19 protein-coding genes, 1 pseudogene and 1 riboswitch are annotated in these 19,688 nt (G+C 66.5%); of the genes and pseudogenes, 11 read left to right on the top strand and 9 right to left on the bottom strand.

Annotated features, from left to right (window positions below):
- Nucleotides 1-24: 24 nt before the first annotated feature.
- Nucleotides 25-1,428, bottom strand: coding sequence for an MFS transporter (locus FHJ30_RS18950; RefSeq protein WP_139030811.1), 1,404 nt, complete (start codon nucleotides 1,426-1,428; stop codon nucleotides 25-27).
- Between the two features lie 194 nt (nucleotides 1,429-1,622).
- Here FHJ30_RS18950 and FHJ30_RS18945 point away from each other — a divergent pair, with 194 nt between their 5' ends.
- Genes FHJ30_RS18945 through mnhG form a run of 6 tightly spaced genes read left to right on the top strand, consistent with a single transcriptional unit; the run spans nucleotide 1,623 to nucleotide 8,018 of the window.
- Nucleotides 1,623-4,691, top strand: a complete 3,069-nt coding sequence (locus FHJ30_RS18945) for a Na+/H+ antiporter subunit A (RefSeq protein ID WP_139030810.1) — start codon at nucleotides 1,623-1,625, stop codon at nucleotides 4,689-4,691.
- Nucleotides 4,688-5,209, top strand: a complete 522-nt coding sequence (locus FHJ30_RS18940; RefSeq protein WP_139030809.1) for a Na(+)/H(+) antiporter subunit C — start codon at nucleotides 4,688-4,690, stop codon at nucleotides 5,207-5,209. The genes FHJ30_RS18945 and FHJ30_RS18940 overlap by 4 nt, the downstream gene beginning before the upstream one ends.
- Nucleotides 5,206-6,810, top strand: coding sequence for a Na+/H+ antiporter subunit D (locus FHJ30_RS18935; RefSeq protein ID WP_139030808.1), 1,605 nt, complete (start codon nucleotides 5,206-5,208; stop codon nucleotides 6,808-6,810). The genes FHJ30_RS18940 and FHJ30_RS18935 overlap by 4 nt, the downstream gene beginning before the upstream one ends.
- On the top strand, nucleotides 6,807-7,352 hold the full coding sequence (locus FHJ30_RS18930) for a Na+/H+ antiporter subunit E (RefSeq protein WP_139030807.1): 546 nt from the start codon (nucleotides 6,807-6,809) through the stop codon (nucleotides 7,350-7,352). Before FHJ30_RS18935 ends, FHJ30_RS18930 begins: the two co-directional genes overlap by 4 nt.
- Nucleotides 7,349-7,627, top strand: coding sequence for a monovalent cation/H+ antiporter complex subunit F (locus FHJ30_RS18925; RefSeq protein ID WP_139030806.1), 279 nt, complete (start codon nucleotides 7,349-7,351; stop codon nucleotides 7,625-7,627). The genes FHJ30_RS18930 and FHJ30_RS18925 overlap by 4 nt, the downstream gene beginning before the upstream one ends.
- Nucleotides 7,617-8,018 (top strand): monovalent cation/H(+) antiporter subunit G, encoded by a 402-nt coding sequence (mnhG, locus tag FHJ30_RS18920; protein WP_139030805.1) that lies wholly within the window; start codon nucleotides 7,617-7,619, stop codon nucleotides 8,016-8,018. The genes FHJ30_RS18925 and mnhG overlap by 11 nt, the downstream gene beginning before the upstream one ends.
- Before the next feature lie 18 nt (nucleotides 8,019-8,036).
- Here mnhG and FHJ30_RS18915 read toward each other — a convergent pair whose 3' ends face one another.
- From FHJ30_RS18915 to FHJ30_RS18890, 6 genes are all read right to left on the bottom strand, one after another.
- Nucleotides 8,037-8,300, bottom strand: a complete 264-nt coding sequence (locus FHJ30_RS18915; protein WP_139030804.1) for a DUF4235 domain-containing protein — start codon at nucleotides 8,298-8,300, stop codon at nucleotides 8,037-8,039.
- A gap of 78 nt (nucleotides 8,301-8,378) precedes the next feature.
- The gene (locus tag FHJ30_RS18910) at nucleotides 8,379-8,594 is read right to left on the bottom strand and encodes a CDGSH iron-sulfur domain-containing protein (RefSeq protein WP_139030803.1); all 216 of its coding nucleotides are present in this window, start codon (nucleotides 8,592-8,594) and stop codon (nucleotides 8,379-8,381) included.
- Nucleotides 8,591-9,655 (bottom strand): glycosyltransferase family 2 protein, encoded by a 1,065-nt coding sequence (locus FHJ30_RS18905; protein ID WP_139030802.1) that lies wholly within the window; start codon nucleotides 9,653-9,655, stop codon nucleotides 8,591-8,593. Before FHJ30_RS18905 ends, FHJ30_RS18910 begins: the two co-directional genes overlap by 4 nt.
- Nucleotides 9,652-10,770 carry an iron-containing redox enzyme family protein gene (locus FHJ30_RS18900; protein ID WP_139030801.1) on the bottom strand — a complete coding sequence of 373 codons (1,119 nt, stop codon included), beginning with the start codon at nucleotides 10,768-10,770 and terminating at the stop codon, nucleotides 9,652-9,654. Before FHJ30_RS18900 ends, FHJ30_RS18905 begins: the two co-directional genes overlap by 4 nt.
- A gap of 72 nt (nucleotides 10,771-10,842) precedes the next feature.
- Entirely contained in the window at nucleotides 10,843-11,394 is a 552-nt protein-coding gene (locus tag FHJ30_RS18895) for a DUF4383 domain-containing protein (protein WP_139030800.1), read from the bottom strand.
- 83 nt (nucleotides 11,395-11,477) lie between these two features.
- Nucleotides 11,478-12,020, bottom strand: a complete 543-nt coding sequence (locus tag FHJ30_RS18890) for a heme-degrading domain-containing protein (RefSeq protein WP_139030799.1) — start codon at nucleotides 12,018-12,020, stop codon at nucleotides 11,478-11,480.
- An 85-nt stretch (nucleotides 12,021-12,105) separates the two neighbouring features.
- Nucleotides 12,106-12,246: riboswitch (TPP riboswitch) on the top strand.
- 65 nt (nucleotides 12,247-12,311) lie between these two features.
- Here FHJ30_RS18890 and FHJ30_RS18885 point away from each other — a divergent pair.
- From FHJ30_RS18885 to FHJ30_RS18875, 3 genes are read left to right on the top strand one after another with little or no spacing between them, the layout of a single operon-like run.
- Entirely contained in the window at nucleotides 12,312-12,935 is a 624-nt protein-coding gene (locus FHJ30_RS18885) for an ECF transporter S component (RefSeq protein ID WP_139030798.1), read from the top strand.
- Complete coding sequence (locus FHJ30_RS18880) at nucleotides 12,935-14,491, top strand: ABC transporter ATP-binding protein (RefSeq protein ID WP_139030797.1); 1,557 nt, start codon at nucleotides 12,935-12,937, stop codon at nucleotides 14,489-14,491. Before FHJ30_RS18885 ends, FHJ30_RS18880 begins: the two co-directional genes overlap by 1 nt.
- Nucleotides 14,492-14,504: 13 nt before the next feature.
- Nucleotides 14,505-15,305 carry an energy-coupling factor transporter transmembrane protein EcfT gene (locus tag FHJ30_RS18875; RefSeq protein WP_139030796.1) on the top strand — a complete coding sequence of 267 codons (801 nt, stop codon included), beginning with the start codon at nucleotides 14,505-14,507 and terminating at the stop codon, nucleotides 15,303-15,305.
- 29 nt (nucleotides 15,306-15,334) lie between these two features.
- Here the strand turns inward: FHJ30_RS18875 and FHJ30_RS18870 are convergent, their stop codons facing one another.
- Nucleotides 15,335-16,141 carry a hypothetical protein gene (locus FHJ30_RS18870; RefSeq protein ID WP_139030821.1) on the bottom strand — a complete coding sequence of 269 codons (807 nt, stop codon included), beginning with the start codon at nucleotides 16,139-16,141 and terminating at the stop codon, nucleotides 15,335-15,337.
- Nucleotides 16,142-16,371: 230 nt separating this feature from the next.
- On the opposite strand from FHJ30_RS18870, the gene FHJ30_RS18865 reads away from it, so the two are divergent.
- Nucleotides 16,372-17,895, top strand: coding sequence for a UDP-N-acetylglucosamine 1-carboxyvinyltransferase (locus FHJ30_RS18865; RefSeq protein ID WP_139030795.1), 1,524 nt, complete (start codon nucleotides 16,372-16,374; stop codon nucleotides 17,893-17,895).
- A gap of 67 nt (nucleotides 17,896-17,962) precedes the next feature.
- Complete coding sequence (locus FHJ30_RS18860) at nucleotides 17,963-19,192, top strand: glutamate--cysteine ligase (protein WP_139030794.1); 1,230 nt, start codon at nucleotides 17,963-17,965, stop codon at nucleotides 19,190-19,192.
- A 33-nt stretch (nucleotides 19,193-19,225) separates the two neighbouring features.
- Here the strand turns inward: FHJ30_RS18860 and FHJ30_RS21780 are convergent.
- A pseudogene (locus tag FHJ30_RS21780) lies at nucleotides 19,226-19,688 on the bottom strand (hypothetical protein); the annotation flags it as partial.

Raw genomic sequence — 19,688 nt, 5'->3', positions numbered from 1 at the left:
CAGCCTAGTCTTCGCCGGCACGCTTTAGGCGGCCGGAACCACCGCGATGGGGGCCCGGTCCGGTGACTTCACCGGCAGCAGGACCAACAGCCCGGCCAAAAGCACCACCATGATGCCAAGGATCCCCCAGCGCTGGGCCTCGCCCTGTGCCACGAACGGGGTGGCCAGGGTGATGCTCAGGGTGAAGAGCGCCGGCGCAAGGAAGCTGACCGCGCGGCCCGTGGTGGCATAGAGGCCAAAGAGCTCGCCGGATTCACCGTGCGGGGCCAGCCTGGCCAGGTAGGCCCGTGACGAGGACTGGGCCGGCCCCACGAACAGGCAAAGGAAGAGCCCGAATACCCAGAACGTGGTGCTGCCGGCCCAGGCCATGCCCAGGAAGACGTAGTCGCCGTTGCCGAGCACCAGGATGACGGTCCCGGCAACCAGGAGGCCCACCAGGGATCCGATGATTACCCGCTTGGGGCCGATCCGGTCGTCCAGGAACCCGCCGATGACCGCGCCCACGGCCGCCACCACATTTCCAAAGATGGCGAAGAAAATCACCTGGGACAGCTCAAAGCCGAAGGTGCCCGCGGCGATGATCCCGCCGAACGTGAAGACGGCGGCCAGCCCGTCCCGGAAAACGGCGCTGGCCAGCAGGAAGTAGATGGTGTGCGGGCTGGTGGCGTAGATGGCCTTGATCCGCCGGACCAGCAGCCCGTAGCTGGCCAGGAAGCCCAGCCGTTGCGCCTGGGCGGCGCGGGGGAGCTCGGGAACCGCGAACAGCACGGGAAGGGCGAAGACGAAGAACCAGAGCGCTGAAAAGACAGCCACCAGCCGGATGTTCAGGCTGTCCTCGGTGGACGCGCCGAACCAGTCAAAGCGGGGCTGCACAAACAGTTGGAGCACGATCAGCAGGGCCACGATGCCGCCAAGGTAGCCTGCGCCCCAGCCGAAGCCGCTGACCTTGCCGATGTTCCGCGGCGTGGAGACCTGGGCGAGCATGGCGTTGTAGTTGACGCCGGCGAACTCGAAGAACACGTTGCCCAGCGCAATGAGGGTCACGCCGAGCAGCAGGAATTCCGGCTGCGGGTACACAAAGAAACACAGCGCCGTGAGGATGGCGACGGCGGCCGTGTTGACTCCCAGCCACAGCTTGCGCCGGCCGCCGGCGTCCGAGCGCTGGCCGGTGACCGGGGCCAGCAGGGCGATGGCCAGGCCGGCGACTGCCAGCGCGCCGCCGAGGACTGCCGAGGCCCGGTCTTCCCCGCCGAAGGCGTTGGAGGTGAGGTAGACGGTGAAAACGAACGTGGTCATCACCGCGTTGAAGGCCGCCGACCCCCAGTCCCAGGACGCCCACGCCAGGATGCGGCCCTTGCCGGCTGCCTGGGTCCCGGACTCAAGTTCCGAGGACGGCTGCGTTGCCCCGGGAGCGCTGGCGCTGTTCATACGATGCATCGTATCCGCCCGTGGCGAACAGAATGCGGAGCGAACCCCGGGACGCCGGTGTCGGCGGGTGCCAGGGCACCAAAGACGGGGAAAACGGCAGTGAAGCCTTGATAAACTGGGCGTTCCCGGACCTAACGAATGAACCGCCTGCTCCAACTTTTGACAATCGAATCCCTGACGTTGCGGAGATACCAGTGATCACAGTCCTTGCCGTGCACTTTTCGGTGGCTGTCCTCGCGCCTCTCCTGTTCAGGGCCTGGGGCCGCAACGCGTTCTACGCGCTCGCCGCCGTTCCCGCGGCGTCCTTCGTGTGGTTGCTGCTGCAGCATGGGCCGGTGTATTCCGGAGCGGGATCCGTCAGCGAGGTGGTCCCCTGGATTCCGGGGCTCAAACTCGAGCTTGCCTTCCGGATGGACGCCCTTGCCTGGGTCATGTCCCTGCTGGTGCTCGGCGTTGGTTCCCTGGTGCTGGTCTATTGCGCCCGGTACTTCAAGAAAAAGGACCAGGACCTTGGCGCTTTCGGCGCACAGCTCCTGGCCTTTGCCGGCGCCATGTTCGGGCTGGTGGTGGCCGATGACCTGCTCCTGCTGTTCGTCTTCTGGGAACTCACCACCATCCTGTCCTATCTCCTGATCGGATTCGCCAGGACCAGGCTGGCCGCACGGCGATCAGCTTTGCAGGCGCTGATCGTCACCACGGCGGGCGGGCTTGCCATGCTGGTGGGCCTCATCATGCTGGGCGACGCCGCCGGCACCTACCGGATCTCGGCCATCCTGGCGGAAGCCGCGGACCTGGCCAGCGGGACGTCCGCGGCCATGGTGGGCGCCGCCGTCGTGCTCATCCTGGTAGGTGCCATCACCAAGTCCGCCCTGGTCCCCTTCCACTTCTGGCTTCCCGGCGCCATGGCGGCGCCCACCCCTGTCAGTGCCTACCTGCATGCCGCGGCGATGGTGAAGGCAGGCATCTACCTGGTAGCGCGGCTTGCCCCCGGCTTCGCCGAGACGGCCTACTGGCAGCCGGTGGTGCTGGGGCTGGGCCTGGCCACCATGCTGGTGGGCGGTTACCGGGCGCTGCGGCAGACCGATATCAAGCTCATCCTCGCCCACGGCACTGTCAGCCAGCTGGGCTTCCTCACCATGGCGGTGGGCCTCGGAACACCGGACGCTGCGCTCGCGGGCCTGGCGATGCTGCTGGCGCACGGCCTGTTCAAAGCCACCCTGTTCCTGGTGGTGGGCATCATCGACCACCAGTCGGGGACGCGCGACGTCCGGAAGCTGTCCGGGGTGTTCCGGTCCTCGCGGGCCCTGGCGATCGTTGCTGCCATCGGGGCCGCGTCCATGGCGGGAGTCCCGCTGCTGGCCGGCTTCGTAGCCAAGGAGTCTGTGCTGGAGGCCTTTGTCCACCACGCAACCGACCCGGCTTCCGGGCCGTGGGGCACAGTGGTCCTTGCGGGCGTGGTCCTGGGCTCGATCCTCACGTTCGCCTACAGTGCGCGCTTTATGTGGGGGGCATTCGCCGCCAAGCCCGGGGTTGAGCCCACGCCCTTCAAGGCGATTAGGCCCTCGTTCCTCGCCGCGCCGGCCATCCTCAGCCTCCTGACCGTCGCCTACGGAGTATGGCCGGTCCCCGTGGACGCCTGGATCCAGCCGTACGCCGCCCTGTTTGCTTCCACCGCGCCCGACGCCGGATCACCTGCTGACCAGGCCGGTCACCTTGCGCTGTGGCACGGCTTCACTCCTGCGCTGGGATTGACGGCCCTCACCTTCGCGCTGGGCCTGGCGATGTACTTTGGCCGCAACGCGGTGGCCCGGGCGCAGTCCCTGGTGCCGCCCTGGGTGGACGGGGACAAGGCCTACCAGCTTACGATCGGGGCGCTCGACGACGTGGCGGTGTGGATCACCGGCCGCACCCAGCGCGGTTCGCTGTACTACTACCTTGCGGTCATCCTGAGCGTCGCCTTCGTGCTGCCCCTGGCCGCCATCCTGCTGGCCGGCAAGCCGCTTCCGGACGGGATCTACCTCCTTGACCCCGGTTCCCCGCTCCAGCTGGTGGTGGGGGCGGGGATCGTGATCGGCGCCCTGGCCGCGGTGAAAGCCAACAAACGGTTCCTGGCCGTGCTGATGGTCTCCGTCACCGGCTACGGGATCGCCCTGATGTTCGCGCTGCAGGGCGCCCCGGACCTGGCCCTGACGCAGATGCTGGTGGAAACCATCATCCTGGTGGCCTTCGTCCTGGCGATGCGCAGCCTGCCCGCCGAGCTCCGGGACCGCACCGGCGGCAAGTACCGGGTGGTGCGTATTGTCATCGGCCTGGGCTTCGGCGCCACCATGGTGTTCGCCGCGATCTACGCCATGGGCGCACGGATTGCCACGCCCGTCTCCCTGGAGTTCCCGCGCCTGGCCTACGAGGGCGGCGGTGGGCTCAACATCGTCAACGTGACGCTGGTGGACATCCGCGCCTGGGACACTTTCGGCGAAATCACGGTCCTGGCGCTGGCAGCCACCGGTGTTGCCAGCCTCATTTTCATCCGCGGCCGCGGCGACCGGATCCTGAAGTCCGCCACGGTTGCCGAGGGCACGGTGGGCCGCCACCGAGGCGTCGACCCGGGCACCCGGGACGCGGCGGCCCTGGCGGTCAGCCGGAAGTTCGCGGCATCCGCACGGGACGCGTGGATCGTTGCCGGCCGCACCCTGGCACCGGAGCGCCGGTCCATCATCTTCGAGGTGGTCACCCGGCTGATCTTCCACTCCATGATCATCTTCTCGCTCTACCTCCTGCTGGCCGGCCACAACCTGCCCGGCGGCGGCTTCGCCGGCGGCCTCACAGCCGGCCTCGCCCTGACCATCCGGTACCTGGCAGGGGGACGGTTCGAGCTTCGCGAGGCCACGCCCGTGAGCGCCGGTGCGCTGCTGGGAATCGGGCTCGCCGTGGCTGCGGCTTCCGGAGTGGTGCCGCTGCTGCTGGGCGGCCAGGTCTTCCAGACCGCCATCATCGAGCTGTGGCTGCCGGTGTTCGGCGACATCAAGTTCGTGACTTCCACCATCTTCGATATCGGCGTGTACATCGTGGTGGTGGGCCTTGTGCTGGATGTCCTCCGCAGCCTCGGCGCCGAGATCGATGAACACTTTGAGGAACGGTCCGCGGCAGGCGGGACACCCGCCGAAGGGCAGGAATCTGTCCGGGAAGCCACCGCACCAGCTCCCGACTGGGAGCACGAGCCCGGAGGACTGGCTCCCGAAACCACCGCAAAGGGCCAAGCATGAGCGTGAACCTGACCCTCCTGATCATCATGGGAGCCCTGTACGCCTGCGGCATCTACCTGATCCTGGAACGCAGCCTGACGCGGGTCCTGCTGGGGCTGATGCTCCTGGCCAATGCCACCAACCTCCTGATCCTGGCAACGGGAGGGTACGCGGGGCTCGCGCCGCTGTATTCAAAGGACGTTGCGGCCGGGGACTACAGCGATCCACTGCCGCAGGCGCTGATCCTCACGTCCATCGTCATCTCCTTTGCCGTCACCGCCTTTATGCTCGGCATCATCTACCGCACCTGGGTCCTGGCGCGCCGGGATGAGATCCAGGCCGACCTCGAGGACCTCCGCGTGGCGGAAACGCCAAGCTTCGACGCCGAGGACGACGCCGAGGTCCCCGCGGAGACGTCCGAGTTCCCGCTGGCCACGGTCCTGGCCGGCGGCCGCGAAATACCCGCGGAACAGGCAGCCGCGGAAGAAAAGCCCGGCTCTGAAAACATCACCCCTGGTCTGGAAGGAGGCGGAAAGTGAACCTCGCAAGCCTCGCGCCGCTCGCCGTCGTACTTCCCATCCTGGGCGCCGCCCTGACCTTCCTCCTGATCCGCCACTCACGGGCCCAGCGGGCCGTCAGCATTGCCCTGCTGTCCCTCACGCTCCTGCTCGAATGCCTCCTGCTGGCGTCCGTGTGGGACGGCGGCACGGCAGCGGTGAGCATCGGCGGCTGGCTGCCGCCCTGGGGCATCGTGATGGTGGTGGACCAGTTCTCGTCCCTGATGCTGGTGGTCTCCTCGGCGGTGAGCCTGGCCGTGCTGGTCTACGCCACCGGGCAGGGCATGGCCGACGGCGACCAGGACGCGCCCGTCTCGATCTTCCACCCCACGTACCTGATCCTGGTGGCCGGCGTGTCCAACGCGTTCCTTTCCGGCGACCTCTTCAACCTTTATGTCGGCTTCGAGATCCTGCTGACGGCAAGCTATGTGCTGATGACGCTGGGCGGCACGGGGCCCCGCATCCGGGCAGGCGTCACCTACGTGGTGGTGTCCGTGGTGTCGTCCGTGCTGTTCCTGATCTCGATCGCCATGGTCTATGGGGCCACCGGAACCGTCAACATGGCGGATCTCGCCATGAAACTCGGCGACCTGGACCAGGGCACCAGGACCCTGCTGCACGTGATGCTGCTGGTGGCGTTCGGCATCAAGGCGGCCGTGTTCCCGCTGTCCTTCTGGCTGCCCGACTCCTACCCCACGGCCCCGGCGCCGGTCACTGCAGTGTTCGCCGGGCTGCTCACCAAGGTGGGCGTCTACGCCATGGTGCGGACGGAAACGCTGCTCTTTCCGGGCGATTCCCTAAACACTCCATTGATGGTGGCCGCGCTGCTGACCATGGTGGTGGGGATCCTGGGTGCCCTGGCACAGAGCGACATCAAACGCCTGCTCTCCTTCACCCTGGTAAGCCACATCGGATACATGGTGTTCGGCCTGGCCATGTCCTCAACGGCAGGGTTGGGGGCGGCGGTCTTCTACGTGGCGCACCACATCACCATCCAGACCAGTCTCTTCCTGGTAACGGGGTTGATCGAACGCCGGGGCGGCAGCTCCTCCGTGGACCGGCTGGGCGGCCTCGCCAAGCTGTCCCCGCTGCTGGCAGTGCTGTTCTTCATTCCCGCGATGAACCTGGCCGGGATTCCGCCGTTCTCCGGATTCCTGGGGAAGGTGGGTCTCATGCAGGCCGGGATTGAACTGGGGACGCCGCTGGCTTACGTGCTGGTGATCGGCGGGGTGCTGACCAGCCTGCTGACCCTGCTTGCCGTGGCCAGGGTGTGGAACCGCGCGTTCTGGCGCCGGCCTTCGGACGCAGAGCACCCGGATCCCGTGCTGCTGGCACCGGCTGCCGGGCGGGCCGATGGCCCCGGGGCCAAACGGAACACCGCCACCCTGCTTCCACGCACCATGGTGGGTTCAACCGTGGGGCTGGTGGTCCTCGGCGTAGCCCTGACTGTTTTCGCCGGGCCGCTGTTCACGGTCTCTGACCAGGCCGCCCGCGACATGCTGGACCGGACCTCCTACATCCACGCTGTCCTCGGTGGAAACATTGACGTCCCCACAGTTGCCACACCGGGAGGGGGAAAGTGAGCCGCCGCCGCATTTCCCTGCGCCAGGAGCTGCCGCTGCTGGTTTGGCTGGTGATCGTCTGGGGTGCCCTGTGGCAGGACTTCAGCCCCGGGAACCTCCTGTTCGGGGCGCTGCTGGCCGTGGCCGTGGCGCGGCTGTTCTACCTTCCGCCGGTGGAACTCAGCGGCCGGTTCAACGTCCTGTACGCCATTCCCTTCGCGCTCGTTTTCCTGGCCAAGGTGGTGGCTGCCAGCGCGCAGCTCCTGTACCTGGCCATCGCCAAGGGGCCAAAGGTGACCAACGCCGTCGTCGCCGTCCCGCTCCGCAGCCGCCAGGACCTCATGGTCACGGCCACGGGGCACGTGATTTCCCTGATCCCGGGATCGCTGGTGGTGGAGGTGGACCGCTCGACGTCCACCCTCTACCTGCACGCGCTCAACATCAGCTCCCCGCAGGAAGTCGAAAACCTGAAAAATGAGGTGCGGTCCATCGAGGCGGGGCTCATCAGGATCATGGGCACCAAGGAAGAACTCGAAACCGTGCGAATGGAGGCCGGCGCATGATGCAGACCGTCCTGGTAGTTACTGCCGTGATCTTCTCGGTGGCCGCCGCCGGTGCCATCATCAGGATCTCCCGGGGGCCCTCCCTGCTGGACCGGGTGCTGGCCACGGACGTCCTGCTGGCCATCCTGGGCGGTGCCCTGTGCGTGGACATGGCCGTCAACAGGCACCTGAACAACCTGATGCTGGTGGTGGCCATTTCCATCATCGGTTTCATCGGGTCCGTGACGGTGGCACGGTTCGTGGCGGACCGGAGGGAGCAGCCCAATGAGTCCTGATTCCACTGGCCTGGACGCCTGGGTGGACGTGCTGTCCGCCGTGTTCATGATCGTGGGGGCTGTTATGTCCCTGGGCGCCGCCATCGGCTTGCTGCGGTTCCCGGACCTGCTCAGCCGCATGCACGCCGCCACCAAGCCCCAGGTCCTGGGGCTGTTCCTGCTCCTGGCCTCCATCGGCCTGCAGCTGCGCACCTGGTGGGTGTGGCCCGTGCTGCTGGTGGCATGGATTTTCCAGCTGCTCACCGTGCCGGTGTCCGCCCACATGGTGGGCCGGGCCGGCTACCGCACCAAGCACCTGCACCGCGAGCTCCTCACCTCCGATGAGCTGGAGGCTGTGGTGCAGAAAGCCGCCGCCAAAGCCGCCCGCGAGGACGGTTCCGGCGACGGCTGAGTAGCGCTTGGGGTGCAGCTACACGATGTCCTGGCTCTTGGCGAACCGGGTGATGGCCCGCTGGGTGCCGCGGTTGGCCAGGACCTGGATGATGGTGCTCACCGACGCCGAGATCAGGGCGAACGTCAGCGCCGACTGCAGGCTGGTGGGGATGTCCTCGTCCTTCCCGGTGGGGGGCTTCCGGCCGGTGGTCTTTTCCCAGATGGCGTTGACCAGCTTGGTGCCGACAAAGCCTGCGCCGAGGCTCACGCCGGTGCCGAGCAGCTTGATGAAAAGGTTCATTCCTAGTACTCCTTGCGGGCGGAAAACGGGCTGTCCCTAGCCTAACCGGCGATAGCGGCCGGCCGGTGCAGGCTTTGCTCAGGTTGCCGGAGGTTCCGTCCGGAACTTGATCATCTTGTGGGTGCCGTCGCAGTACGGCTTGATGGCCGATGCCCCGCAGCGGCACAGCGCCACGGTTTTCCGTTCACGGGGCAGCGCTTCTCCGGAGGGCGTGACGATCTCGAAGTCGCCTCGCACAATCAGCGGGCCGTCGGGGCACACCACAATGGAGCTCTCGGCCGGTTCCTGGTTCATTTTTGCTCCTGCTTAAGGTTGCTGGTGGAAGACTGGGCGCCCTGGGGGCACGTTCCCGTGACTTTGCCGCTGTGCCGCCGCCGCAGCTCATTCTCCGAATGGGCTGCGGTCTTGAGCCGGGTCCCCGCATACGGAACGCCCCCGGCCAGCCTGTAACCGAGCGCGATCCAGATGCAGATGGCCCGTTCCAGGGCCCAGGGCGGAGCGCACAGCACCGCGCGGAAGGGGAAGACAGCAGCGCCGTTGTGCCGCCGCCGCCCCGCCTCCGCGGCGATGACGGCTGCGAAGGCCAGCCCCAGGAAGACTGCCCGGCGGTGCCGCGAAGGCAGGCAGGCTGCGGAAAGGATTGCCGGGAGCAGCGCCAACTCGGCGGCGAGCCGCCGCGGCTGGGCAAAATCGTCATATGCCTGGCGGATGCGCTGCTTCAGGAAATGCCGCGCCGTGGGCGGCCTGCGCGCGACGAACAGGTCCGGCATAACCATCGCGCGGCCGCCCGCGGCGGTGATTGTCCGGATCAGCTCGAGGTTCTCGAACAGGACCGGCGCGTATCCGTCCGTCGCCAACAGGGCTCCCCGGCGCAGCGCCAGCGTTCCGGGAAAATCAGCAGACCAGGCGCGGTTGATGAGGGTCCTCGCCGTATCCCACTGGGCGTGCCAGGGGAGGGGCTCGAAGTAGTTCTGCGGACGCACCACGTCCGCAGCGCCGAGGTGATGGACGACGGCGGCGAGTGACTCGCGCGTGTAGCGGACGTCGTCGTCGGCAATTACCAGGAGGTCCGCCGACGAGGCCCGAACCCCAGTCATGACCCCGGCTACCTTGCCGTTGCCGGCGGCGCCTCCGTTGCCGGCGGCGCAGGCGTCAGGCGGGAGATGCCGGACGGCGGGTGGAAACATCCTCCGGTGGTGCTCGAACAGTTCAGGGGCAGACCCGTCCACCACCGTGACAGGGATCCAGTCCGCGAGGCGGCGAAGGTAGGCGGCCAGGTCCGGCAAGCCGGCGTCGTCCGTCCAGCGCAACGGCAGGATGTACTCCGCCGGCACGCCGATGGCAGGGGCGCTCATGCTGCCGCCGGCACTGCCGCCCTCAGGGACGTGGTGCCGTTTTCCCAGGACTGCAGGATATGGGCGGACAACCTGCCGTCCACGGCCATGACCGCCGTGGCGCCGAAGAGTACGTCCCCCAGAAGTCCCGGTTCGGCTTCAACCAGGCCCCCGGCCAGGTCGCGGCCGGCGATTTGCTCATGGACGGCGTCGGCTTCCACGTGCTCGTCGAAGTAATGGGTGACAGCGGCGTCGAAACCGTGCCTGCGGAAGCCGTTCCCGTAGAAGCGGTTGGGCTGGGAAGACGTCATTTCGTAGATGGCCAAGTGCCCGGTGATGGCACCCCGCAGCCGGCGGTTCAGCCCGAACAGGGACATCAGGTTCACTGCCGCGAGGGAGAGGGCCGGGACGAAATCGACGTAGGCGCCGTAGTCGTCGGCCATTCCCAGCCCCCGCATTGTGCGGGCGAAAAGCGCGCTGTGCATGCGTTCGGGGCGTCCGCCGCCGTACTCGTCAGCCTGGATTTCCACCAGCGCTGCCTTGGGGCGCCCGGAAAGGCGCGGGATGGCAAAGGTATGGGGATCCGCTTCCTTCAACTGGTAGATGGACTTGTGGATCAGGAATTCCTTGAGCTGGTCCAGGCTGGCTTTCTTTGCCACATATCTTGAGAGGCTGGGTCCTGTGTCCCGGGCTGCGAGGTCGAAGAGGACATCCGCCACCGCATCGCTGGTGGGATGCGGTGCGGTGGGGAGCTCCAGTTCACCGGCGGCTTCCCGGGCGGCCTCCCTAAGCGCGGCCTCGAAGGGCTTTTCCAGCAATTGGCGGATCTGGATCAGGCCCGGCGCCCATTCCCATTCATCGCTGACGCCTTCGAGCCCGGAGTAGTAGAGCTCGTAGAGGCAAAAGAGTGTCAGCTGGAGGTCGTCATCGCCAATGATGTCCGGGGTGGCGGCCAGCTGGCGGGTGACCTCACGGTGCAGCGCCGCGACGGGGGCATCGGCGGTAAGGGTGGCGCCGGCGCCAAGGGTGGGGCCATTCCCAGGGGTGGTGCCCGCGCCAAGCGTGGTGCCGGCTTCCCGCGCGAGAAGGCTAAGCAAGGCGGCACTGGCAGGACCACGCGCTTCAGGGATTTTCATGGTGCTCCTTCAGGTCTGGCGTTGATGCCGGTCCCGTACGTCGTCGCCGAGGGCCGGGCCGGCAGATGGCATTCACTGGCCGCGTGGGCCGTTCGGGGAGGAGTTGGCGGCACTGCTGGTGCTGTTGGCGTTGCTGCTGCCGCTGCGTGGGTCGTTGCCGTCGCTGCCGGCAGCACCCGCCGTGACGGCGGGGCCTCGGGCCGCCAACGCGATGGCCAGCCCAATCATGGCCAGGCCGAGGGCCAAATGCAGCCAGTTGTCCGCGTTGTTTGCGGGGAGGAAGTTGGCCGGCGTGGTGTCATCCGACAGGAAGCCGTACAGCCACAGGAACAGGTAGGCAACGCCGCCGTAGATGAGGAAGTTCCTGGCTTGCGGATGCGTCCGCGCCATCAGGACCCCTGCAATCCCGAACAGCAGGTGGACCGCATTCAGGAGTGCGGAGACCTGGAAAATGCCCAGCAGCAGCGCCCCCGAGCCGGGTCCGGCGAAGCCGAGCGAGCCGTAGTTGGAGGTGATGCCCGGGATGAAGCCCAGGATGCCGAACAGGACGAAAACCGAGCCCGTTCCGAGAGCGGCTTTTTGCAGGCGTGTCCGGGGGCCCGTCAGGCGGGTGCTGGCTGCCATATCCTGTCCTCCTCAAAACCCGGGAGACAACATAGTAAGCATGATTACTAATAAATGCTAAGCAGCCTTTGTATTTGTGAGGGTCAGTCCGCTCCCGCGGAGTGGAGGATTTCGCGCAGGGCTTCGACCACCAGGTTGTGGTCCTGCACCTGGGGAAGACCCGAAACCGTAACGGTGGCCACGGCCCCGACGCCGGCGACGTACAGCGGGAAGGAGCCGCCGTGCGCCGCGTACCGGCTCTCATCGAACCATCCCTGGTCCTCGATCCGGCCACCGCGAAGCCGTCCGCGGAGCCCCACCAGCAAGGAAGGGATCTCGTACCGGGCGGCTGTGCGCTGCTTGGCCCGGATCCAGTGCTCGTTGTCCGGCGTCGCGCCGGGCAGGGCCACATGGAACAGCACCTGCTCACCCTTGGTGATGTCAATCGCGATGGGCAGCCCGCGCTCCTTGCCCAGCTCCACGAGGAGCAGCCCCAGGTTCAGGGAATCGTCAAGGGAGAATCCGGGAAACTGCAGTTCGCGGACCTCGCCTTCAATCCGGGCGATCAATTCCTCCAGCGAGCCCTCCGGCTGTGCAGCATCGGAATCGGGATCATATCCGGTCACATCCGGCGGATTGGCAGTCATGGCCCACAATCTACCCCTCCTGCGGTATAAACTGGACAACGCCCAACAGGGCAATTGCAGCAAGTCATTTCAACCAAAAGCAACATTCAAACGACAGGGGAGCGCCGCCGTCGGGCATCACTGGCCATGCCAGGATCCGCAGGTGGGCGCTGAGAGTGCGGACAGCCGCAGACCCTCGAACCTGATCCGGTTAGTACCGGCGTAAGGGAGTCGAGCTTCTCGAAGTGCGCGCAGCGGCAGCAGTGCCGGCAGGCGTGTCCACTTTCCCCTCCTGTTTCCCAGGAGGATTACATGGCAACAACAGCAGTCAAGAAGACCACCAGCAAGTCCTGGCGCGTCGTGGACATCGTGGTCTCGGCCCTGATCGCCATCGCCGGCGGCGTCATTTTCTGGGCCTGGTCCCAGGGCGCGGCCGCAGTATCAGGGCCCATGAACGCCGTCTACCCGCCCCTGACGGGCCTGATTGCCGGCGGCTGGATGATTCCGGCAGTTCTGGGCATGCTCATCATCCGCAAGCCGGGCGCTGCTCTGTTCTGTGAGACGGTTGCGGCCACCGGCGAGCTGCTCATGGGGTCCCAGTACGGTGCTTCGGTGCTGTTCTCCGGCTTCGTGCAGGGGCTGGGCGCGGAAATCATTTTCGCGATCTTCGTCTACCGGAAGTTCAACCTGCCTGTGGCACTGCTGGCCGGTGCCGCCGCAGGCCTCTTCTGTGGCCTGAACGACTCCTTCGCTCCGTGGGGCTGGAACATCGCCTACTCCGGCGGGGATAAGCTGGCGTACATCGTCTTCACCGCCATCTCCGGAGCCATCATCGCCGGCGCCCTGTCCTGGATCGCCACCCGCGGCCTGGCCAGGACCGGGGTCCTGAGCTCCTTCGCGTCGCGGAAGGCAGCTACGGAGCCCGTCTTCTCCTGATGTCCGCCCCTTCCCGCCAGGGCGCCTCCACTGCAGTGCGTCCCGCCGCCGTCACAGCCAGGGGCTGGGGCTGGCGGCATGCCGGGCGCGCCAAGCCGGCAGTCCATGCCCTGGACCTGGACATCCGCCCCGGGGAGCGCGTGCTGCTCCTGGGCCCTTCCGGGGCCGGCAAGTCCACCCTCCTGCATGCTTTGGCGGGGGTGCTGGGGGATGTGAACGACGACGGCGGCGCGGCAGGAGATTCCGACGAGTCGGGTTCGCTGCTGGTTGACGGGGCCGCCCCCCGCGAGCAGCGCGGGCGGGCCGGCCTGATGCAGCAGGACCCCGAAACACAGGTGGTCCTGTCGCGTTTGGGCGACGACGCCGCCTTCGGCGCCGAGAACCTCGCCGTGCCCCGCGACGCCATCTGGACCCGCGTGCACGAGGCGCTGGACGACGTCGGACTTTCACACCTTCCGCTGGACCACCCCACGTCGGTGCTCTCCGGCGGGCAGAAACAGCGGCTGGCGCTGGCGGGCATCCTTGCCATGCGTCCCGGCCTGATCCTGCTGGACGAGCCCACCGCCAACCTGGACCCTGCCGGCGTGCTGGAGGTCCGCGACGCCGTGGAGCGGTGCTTGGACAAAACCGGCGCCACGCTGGTGGTGGTGGAACACCGCGTGTCCGTGTGGAAGGACCTGGTGGACCGGATCGTGGTGCTGCAGCCAGGCACCGATTCGACGGACGCCGTGCTGCTGGATGGCCCGCCGGACCAGGTGCTCAGGGAAGCCCGGAACATGCTGATTGCTGCCGGGGTGTGGGTGCCCGGCTATGTTCCGGAGACCCGGCTGCGTGCGGCTGATCCAGCCCCCGGGACGGGCGCCCTCCTGCTCGCTGCCGAGGAGTTGGCGGTGTCCCGTGAACGGGTGCGCCGCAGTGGCTTCCGGAAGGTACCCCCGGTGCCGGTGCAGGCAGGCATCACCGCGCAGGTCCGGGCCGGGCAGGCCTTGGCGGTCACAGGGCCGAACGGGGCCGGGAAGTCCACGTTTGCCCTGACCATTGCCGGACTCCTGGAGCCCGTGGCCGGAAAGGTGTCGGCCACGGTGGACCTGAGCCGCGGTGCCGGAATTGATCCCTGGAAGTGGAAGGCCGAGCAGCTCATCGAGCGGATCGGCACCGTGTTCCAGGAACCCGAGCACCAGTTCGTCACCGGGAAGGTGCTGGACGAGCTGCTGTTCGGTCCCCGGCACTTGGGCCACGGGGAGGAGCGGGTGGATGAACTGCTGGAGCGGCTGCGGCTCACCCACCTTGTGGATGCCAACCCCTACACGCTTTCGGGCGGGGAGAAGCGGCGGTTGTCCGTAGCAACGGTCCTGGCGGCGCATCCCCAGGTGCTGGTACTGGACGAGCCGACCTTCGGCCAGGACGCCAACACGTGGGCGGAGCTGGCATCGTTCCTGTCCGAACTGCTGGATGCCGGCACCGCCGTGGTCTCCGTGACGCACGATGCCGAATTCACGGCCGCCCTGGGTGGAACGGAACTGCGGATGGCCGCACCGGAACCGGTGGCACCATGAGGCGGGAGGCGCCATGAGGCAGGAGCTGAACCTGCGCGGCAACAACGCGCTGCTGGCCCGGGCCAATCCCCTCAGCAAGTTCACCGCCGTCTTCCTCATTACTGCCGTGCTTGCGCTCTCCATCGACTGGGTGTCCGCATCGGTGGCGCTGGCCTTTGAGTTCCTGCTGTTTCCGCTGGCCGGCCTGACGCCCGCGCTGCTGTGGCAGCGCGGCTGGCCGCTGATCCTCGCGGCCGCCGTGGGGGGCTGGAGCACCTCCATCCTGGCGCCGGACAGCGGAAGGACGCTGATCGACGTCGGCATCTGGACCATGAGCGAAGGCTCGCTGGAATTGGGCGTGGGCTTTATGCTGCGCGGCCTGGCGATCGCCCTGCCGGCCGTGCTGCTGATGAGCTGCACCGACCCTACAGACCTCGCGGATGCGCTGGCGCAGAAGGCCCGACTCCCGCACCGGTTCGTGCTGGGGACCCTCGCCGCCATGCGGCTGGTGGGCCTGATGGCCGAAGAGTGGCAGACCATCGGGATGGCCCGCCGTGCCCGCGGGGTGGGTTCCCGCGGCAATGCCCTGCAGCGGGTGAAGGCGACGCTGGGGCAGAGCTTTGGGCTGCTGGTCCAGGCGATCCGCCGGGCCTCGAGGCTCGCGGTGACCATGGAAGCCCGCGGTTTCGGCGGCGGCCGCCGGACGTGGGCCCGCGAATCAACCTACAGTTCCCTGGATGCATGGGTGCTTGCCGGCGGTGTGGTGATGGCGGGAACAGCGGTTTTTGCCGCCGTATCCCTGGGCACCTGGAACATGGTGTGGCTGGGGAGCTGAGAGCCGGCCCGGCCTGCGGGCCTCCGCGCCTACGGGCAGGAATGGTTGTAGTCGAATCCCCTCGATACGAACTGGGTCAGGGCCACCGTACCGCCGCCGGTGAGGGGCGCATCCGCGCAGGCCAGGGCTGCTCCTGAGGCACTCCGGGATCCCGCCAGCCAGCTCGGGAGGACGTAAAGGTTGCTCGAACTGCTGACAGGTCCAACAATCTGGTCCCACTGCCGGCCCGTCGAGTAGATCCCCACCTGCGCTCCGATGCTGTGGAAGAAATCCGTCATGCCTTCAAGGACAGCCCGGTTGGCTTCCTTGTCGGTGCCGGACCAGCTGTTTTCGGTCTCCACGTCCAGCCACCAGAAGTAGGAGCCCGGGTTGCTGACCCCGCGGTGGTGGGCGTCGTCGTACGCCTTGGCAAAGCCGTACATGTAGGCGCACGCCTTGCCGAAGTCCCCGTCCTCGCAGGGACCATACGGGTTGTGCACTTCCCGGCCGGCCGGGTACTCGTCCTCCTCCGGCCACCAGGAACCCGCAGCGCCGGGATTGGCAGTGTTGACGTACAGGGACACGGTGGGCCGGCCAGGGTGGCCCGCAGAGTCTTCTGCCCAGCGAAGTTGCTCGGCCAGACAGGGATTGGTGGTGTTGGCCAGGCCGTTGTTGACGCCCACAATGGCAAAGGCCTGTCCCGTGGGGAAGGCCGTGTTGCATTGGGGCCAGGAGATGTCGTTCCCCAGGAGTGATTGCACTCCTTCTCCGGGGGAGGGCGCCGCGTAGGCAGGGGAGCCGCAGATGAGGAGCAGGGACGCGAGGAACAGGCCCGTTATTCCTGACACGGTTCGCATGCTCCGGACAGGGAATGCCCCGCTGCCTGGCATCGGCTTGGCTGGTGTCCGGCGCATGCTGCCTCCGTTGCCGCTGGACGAACAGGTGCTATCAGTCTCCCGCCCTTCGGAGGTGCGGTCAAGAAGCGCGCGGACGTCGTGATCGCATGTCCCGGGTAAAGATCCAGACTCTGCCGCGTTGTCATGCCACTTCTATGGCTTGATAACTCATTTATGATATAAAATTGGGTATGACTCAGGAAACTGCCGAACACGTTGCCGCCATGCTCAGGGATGCCCGGAGTGAGAAGGGCTGGACCCAAGGACAGTTGGCTGCCGAGCTGGGAACGAGCCAGAGCGCCGTGGCCCGCATGGAACAGGGCAAGCAGAACCTGAGCCTGAAAATGATCCAACGCCTGGAAGCGATCTTCGACAGGAGCATCGTGAATGTGGGCAGGCCGCAGATGACCCACCTGCGCGTTGAAGGCGGACGGACTCTTTCTGGTTCCGTAGACGTCAACAGCAGCAAGAACGCCGGAGTGGCTTTGCTGTGCGCCAGCCTCATCAACCGGGGAACCACCATTCTCCGCCGCCTCGCGCGCATCGAAGAAGTGAATCGGATCGTCGAGGTCCTGACCAGCATCGGCGTGGAGTGCACCTGGCTCAACGACACCGACCTGCAGCTCCGCCGCCCGGCGGTTCTGGATTTGGCCGGGATGGACGTGGATGCCGCACGGCGCACCCGGAGCGTCATCATGTTGCTGGGACCCCTGCTGGATGAGTCCACCAAGTACAAGCTTCCGTATGCCGGCGGCTGTGACCTTGGTACCCGGACGGTGGAGCCGCACATGCAGGCGCTGCGCCAGTTCGGCCTCTCGGTGGAAGCGACGGCGGGCTTCTACACAGTGCAGGCCCCGCCCGCAGACACCCGGGACCGCTCCTTCGTCCTGACTGAGCGCGGCGATACCGTCACCGAGAACGCCATCATGGCCGCGGCCCACCGCGAGGGCACCACTGTCATTCGGAATGCCAGCCCCAACTACATGGTGCAGGACCTCTGCTTCTACCTGCAGATGTTGGGGGTGGTCATCGAAGGGGTGGGGACCACCACGCTGAAGATCACCGGGCGCCAGTCCATCGATGCCGAGATTGAATACTTCCCGTCGGAGGACCCTATCGAGGCCATGAGCCTGATTACCGCGGGCATTGTCACCAACTCGGAGGTGACCATCCGGCGCGTGCCCATCGAGTTCATGGAAATCGAGCTGGCAACCCTGGAGCAGATGGGCCAGCAGCTGGAGATTTCCAGCGAATACATGGCCCGCAACGGCCGGACCCGGCTGGTGGACGTCACCACCAAGCCTTCCGAGTTGCGTGCTCCGGAGGACAAGATCCATCCAATGCCGTTCCCCGGGCTCAACATCGATAACCTGCCCTTCTTCGCGGTCATCGCAGCGAATGCCCATGGCCAGACCATGATCCACGACTGGGTGTACGAAAACCGCGCGATCTACCTGACCGAGCTGAACCGGCTGGGCGCCCAGGTACAGCTCCTGGACCCCCACCGGATCTACGTCAATGGCCCCACCAGATGGCGTGCGGCCGAGGTTGGCTGTCCGCCCGCGCTCCGCCCGGCTGCGTGCCTGCTGCTGGCGATGCTTGCCGCGCGGGGAGTGTCCGAACTCCGGAACATCTACGTCATTGAGCGTGGCTACGAAGACCTTGCGGAACGGCTCAACACCATTGGGGCGAAAGTGGAATACTTCCAGGACTGACCATTCACGGTTCGTCATGAAGTGCTGTTGACCCTCCATACAGCCCCTGTTGTCGGAGAATGTGGGTATGCGAACTTTCGGCGTCGAGGAAGAGCTCCTGATCGTTGATCCGGAGAGCGGGGAGCCGCTGGCACTCGCGGATGCGCTGTTGTCCGGCCGCCGTATGGCCGCCGACGACGCGCCGGATGACCCCCGCGTTCTGGAGACGGAAGACAAAACCGTTTACGACGACGACGAAATGGGCCTGAGTGCCGAGCTCAAGCTGGAACAAATCGAGACGCAGACGCGCCCCTGCCTGGAGTACGGTGAGCTCCTGGAGCAGATCCGCGCCGGGCGGGCACTGGCGGACAAGGCTGCCAGGAAAAACCACGCCCGGGTGGCCGCCCTTGCCACCTCGCCGCTGGGCCTGGCCAGCCACACCACTCCGGACCCCCGCTACGCGAGGATGCTGGAGCGCTTTGGCCTGACTGCCCAGGAGCAGTTGACCTGCGGCTTCCACGTGCACACTTTCATTGAGTCGCATGAGGAGGGCGTGGCGGTGCTGGACCGCATCCGTGACAAGCTCGCCGTCCTTACCGCCCTGAGTGCCAATTCCCCGTTCTGGAACGGTATCCAAACGGGTTTTGAGAGTTACCGGACCCAGGCCTGGAACCGTTGGCCGACGGCCGGACCCACGGGGATTTACGGGACTTACTCTGCCTACCGCCGCGTGGTCACGCGGCTCCTGGACAGCGGGGTCATGCTGGATGAGGGAATGTTGTACTTTGATGCCCGGCTCTCCCGGAACCATCCCACGGTGGAAGTCCGCGTTGCCGATGTCTGCCTCCGCGCTGAGGACGCCGCACTTATTGCTGTCCTGGTCCGAGCCCTGGTGGAGACTGCGAGCCGGGAGTGGCAGGACGGCGTCGATCCGGCCCCCGTGCCCACGGTGCTTTTGCGCATGGCCTCCTGGCAGGCGAGCAGCGCGGGACTCAACGGGGAACTGCTGGACTTTGGCACTTTCCGTCCGGCCAGGGCCGCTGATGTGGTGCGCTCCCTGGTGGACTATCTCGCCCCGGTACTGCAGGAACAAGGCGAACTTGCCCTGGCCCGGCAGGGCGTGGAGGACATCATTGCCCGCGGAACAGGAGCTGCCGAACAGCGGCGCGTCCGGGATAAGGCTCTGTCCGCATCGCAAGCTGAGAACCTCGGTTTCGATGCAGTGGTGAAGCACGCGGTGGACGTGACCATGCGGGGCACACTGGACCTTTCAAAGGTGGACGACGCTCCGGAACTGCTGCGCGTCAGGCAGTCCTAGCGGCGAGCAGTTTAAGAGCAGAGAGGCGAAGGGCTAGGGGGCCGAGGCGAATTCGTTAAGCCAGAGATGCCAGTCCGGAAACGGGTCCTCCGGCAGTTCACCTTCGGAAGGGCCAGGGTCCTCGGGCACATCGAAATCCGGCAGGTCCAGGTCCTTCACTTGGTCAAACTCTTCCGGCAGTGCAAAGCACGCAGGTATCTCAATGTTTTCAGGCATGTCGAACTGCGCAGGCAACTCATGGACGGGCACGCACAAGTCCTGAGTCGTCGGCTCAGCCGCTGAAGATGCACTCCGTAGTTCCGCATTCCGTTCCGGCCAGTGGGGTGGTTCCCAGTCTTGGTGTTCGCTTGTGTAGTGGCGGCCGGTGGGTGAGGTCCAGCCGGGTGGTTCGGTTGTGGTGGCGGGGGTGGGTTTCCAGCCGCTGGTGTGTCGGAGCTTGTGGTGTTTTGGGCAGGGCTGGCCCAGGTTGCTGATTCCGGTGGTGCCGCCTTGGTGC

This window comes from Arthrobacter sp. BB-1, from assembly GCF_006151685.1.
Taxonomy (GTDB): domain Bacteria; phylum Actinomycetota; class Actinomycetes; order Actinomycetales; family Micrococcaceae; genus Arthrobacter.
The sequence above is the reverse complement of the archived record's forward strand: the minus strand, read 5'-3'. Positions and strand labels throughout refer to the sequence as shown.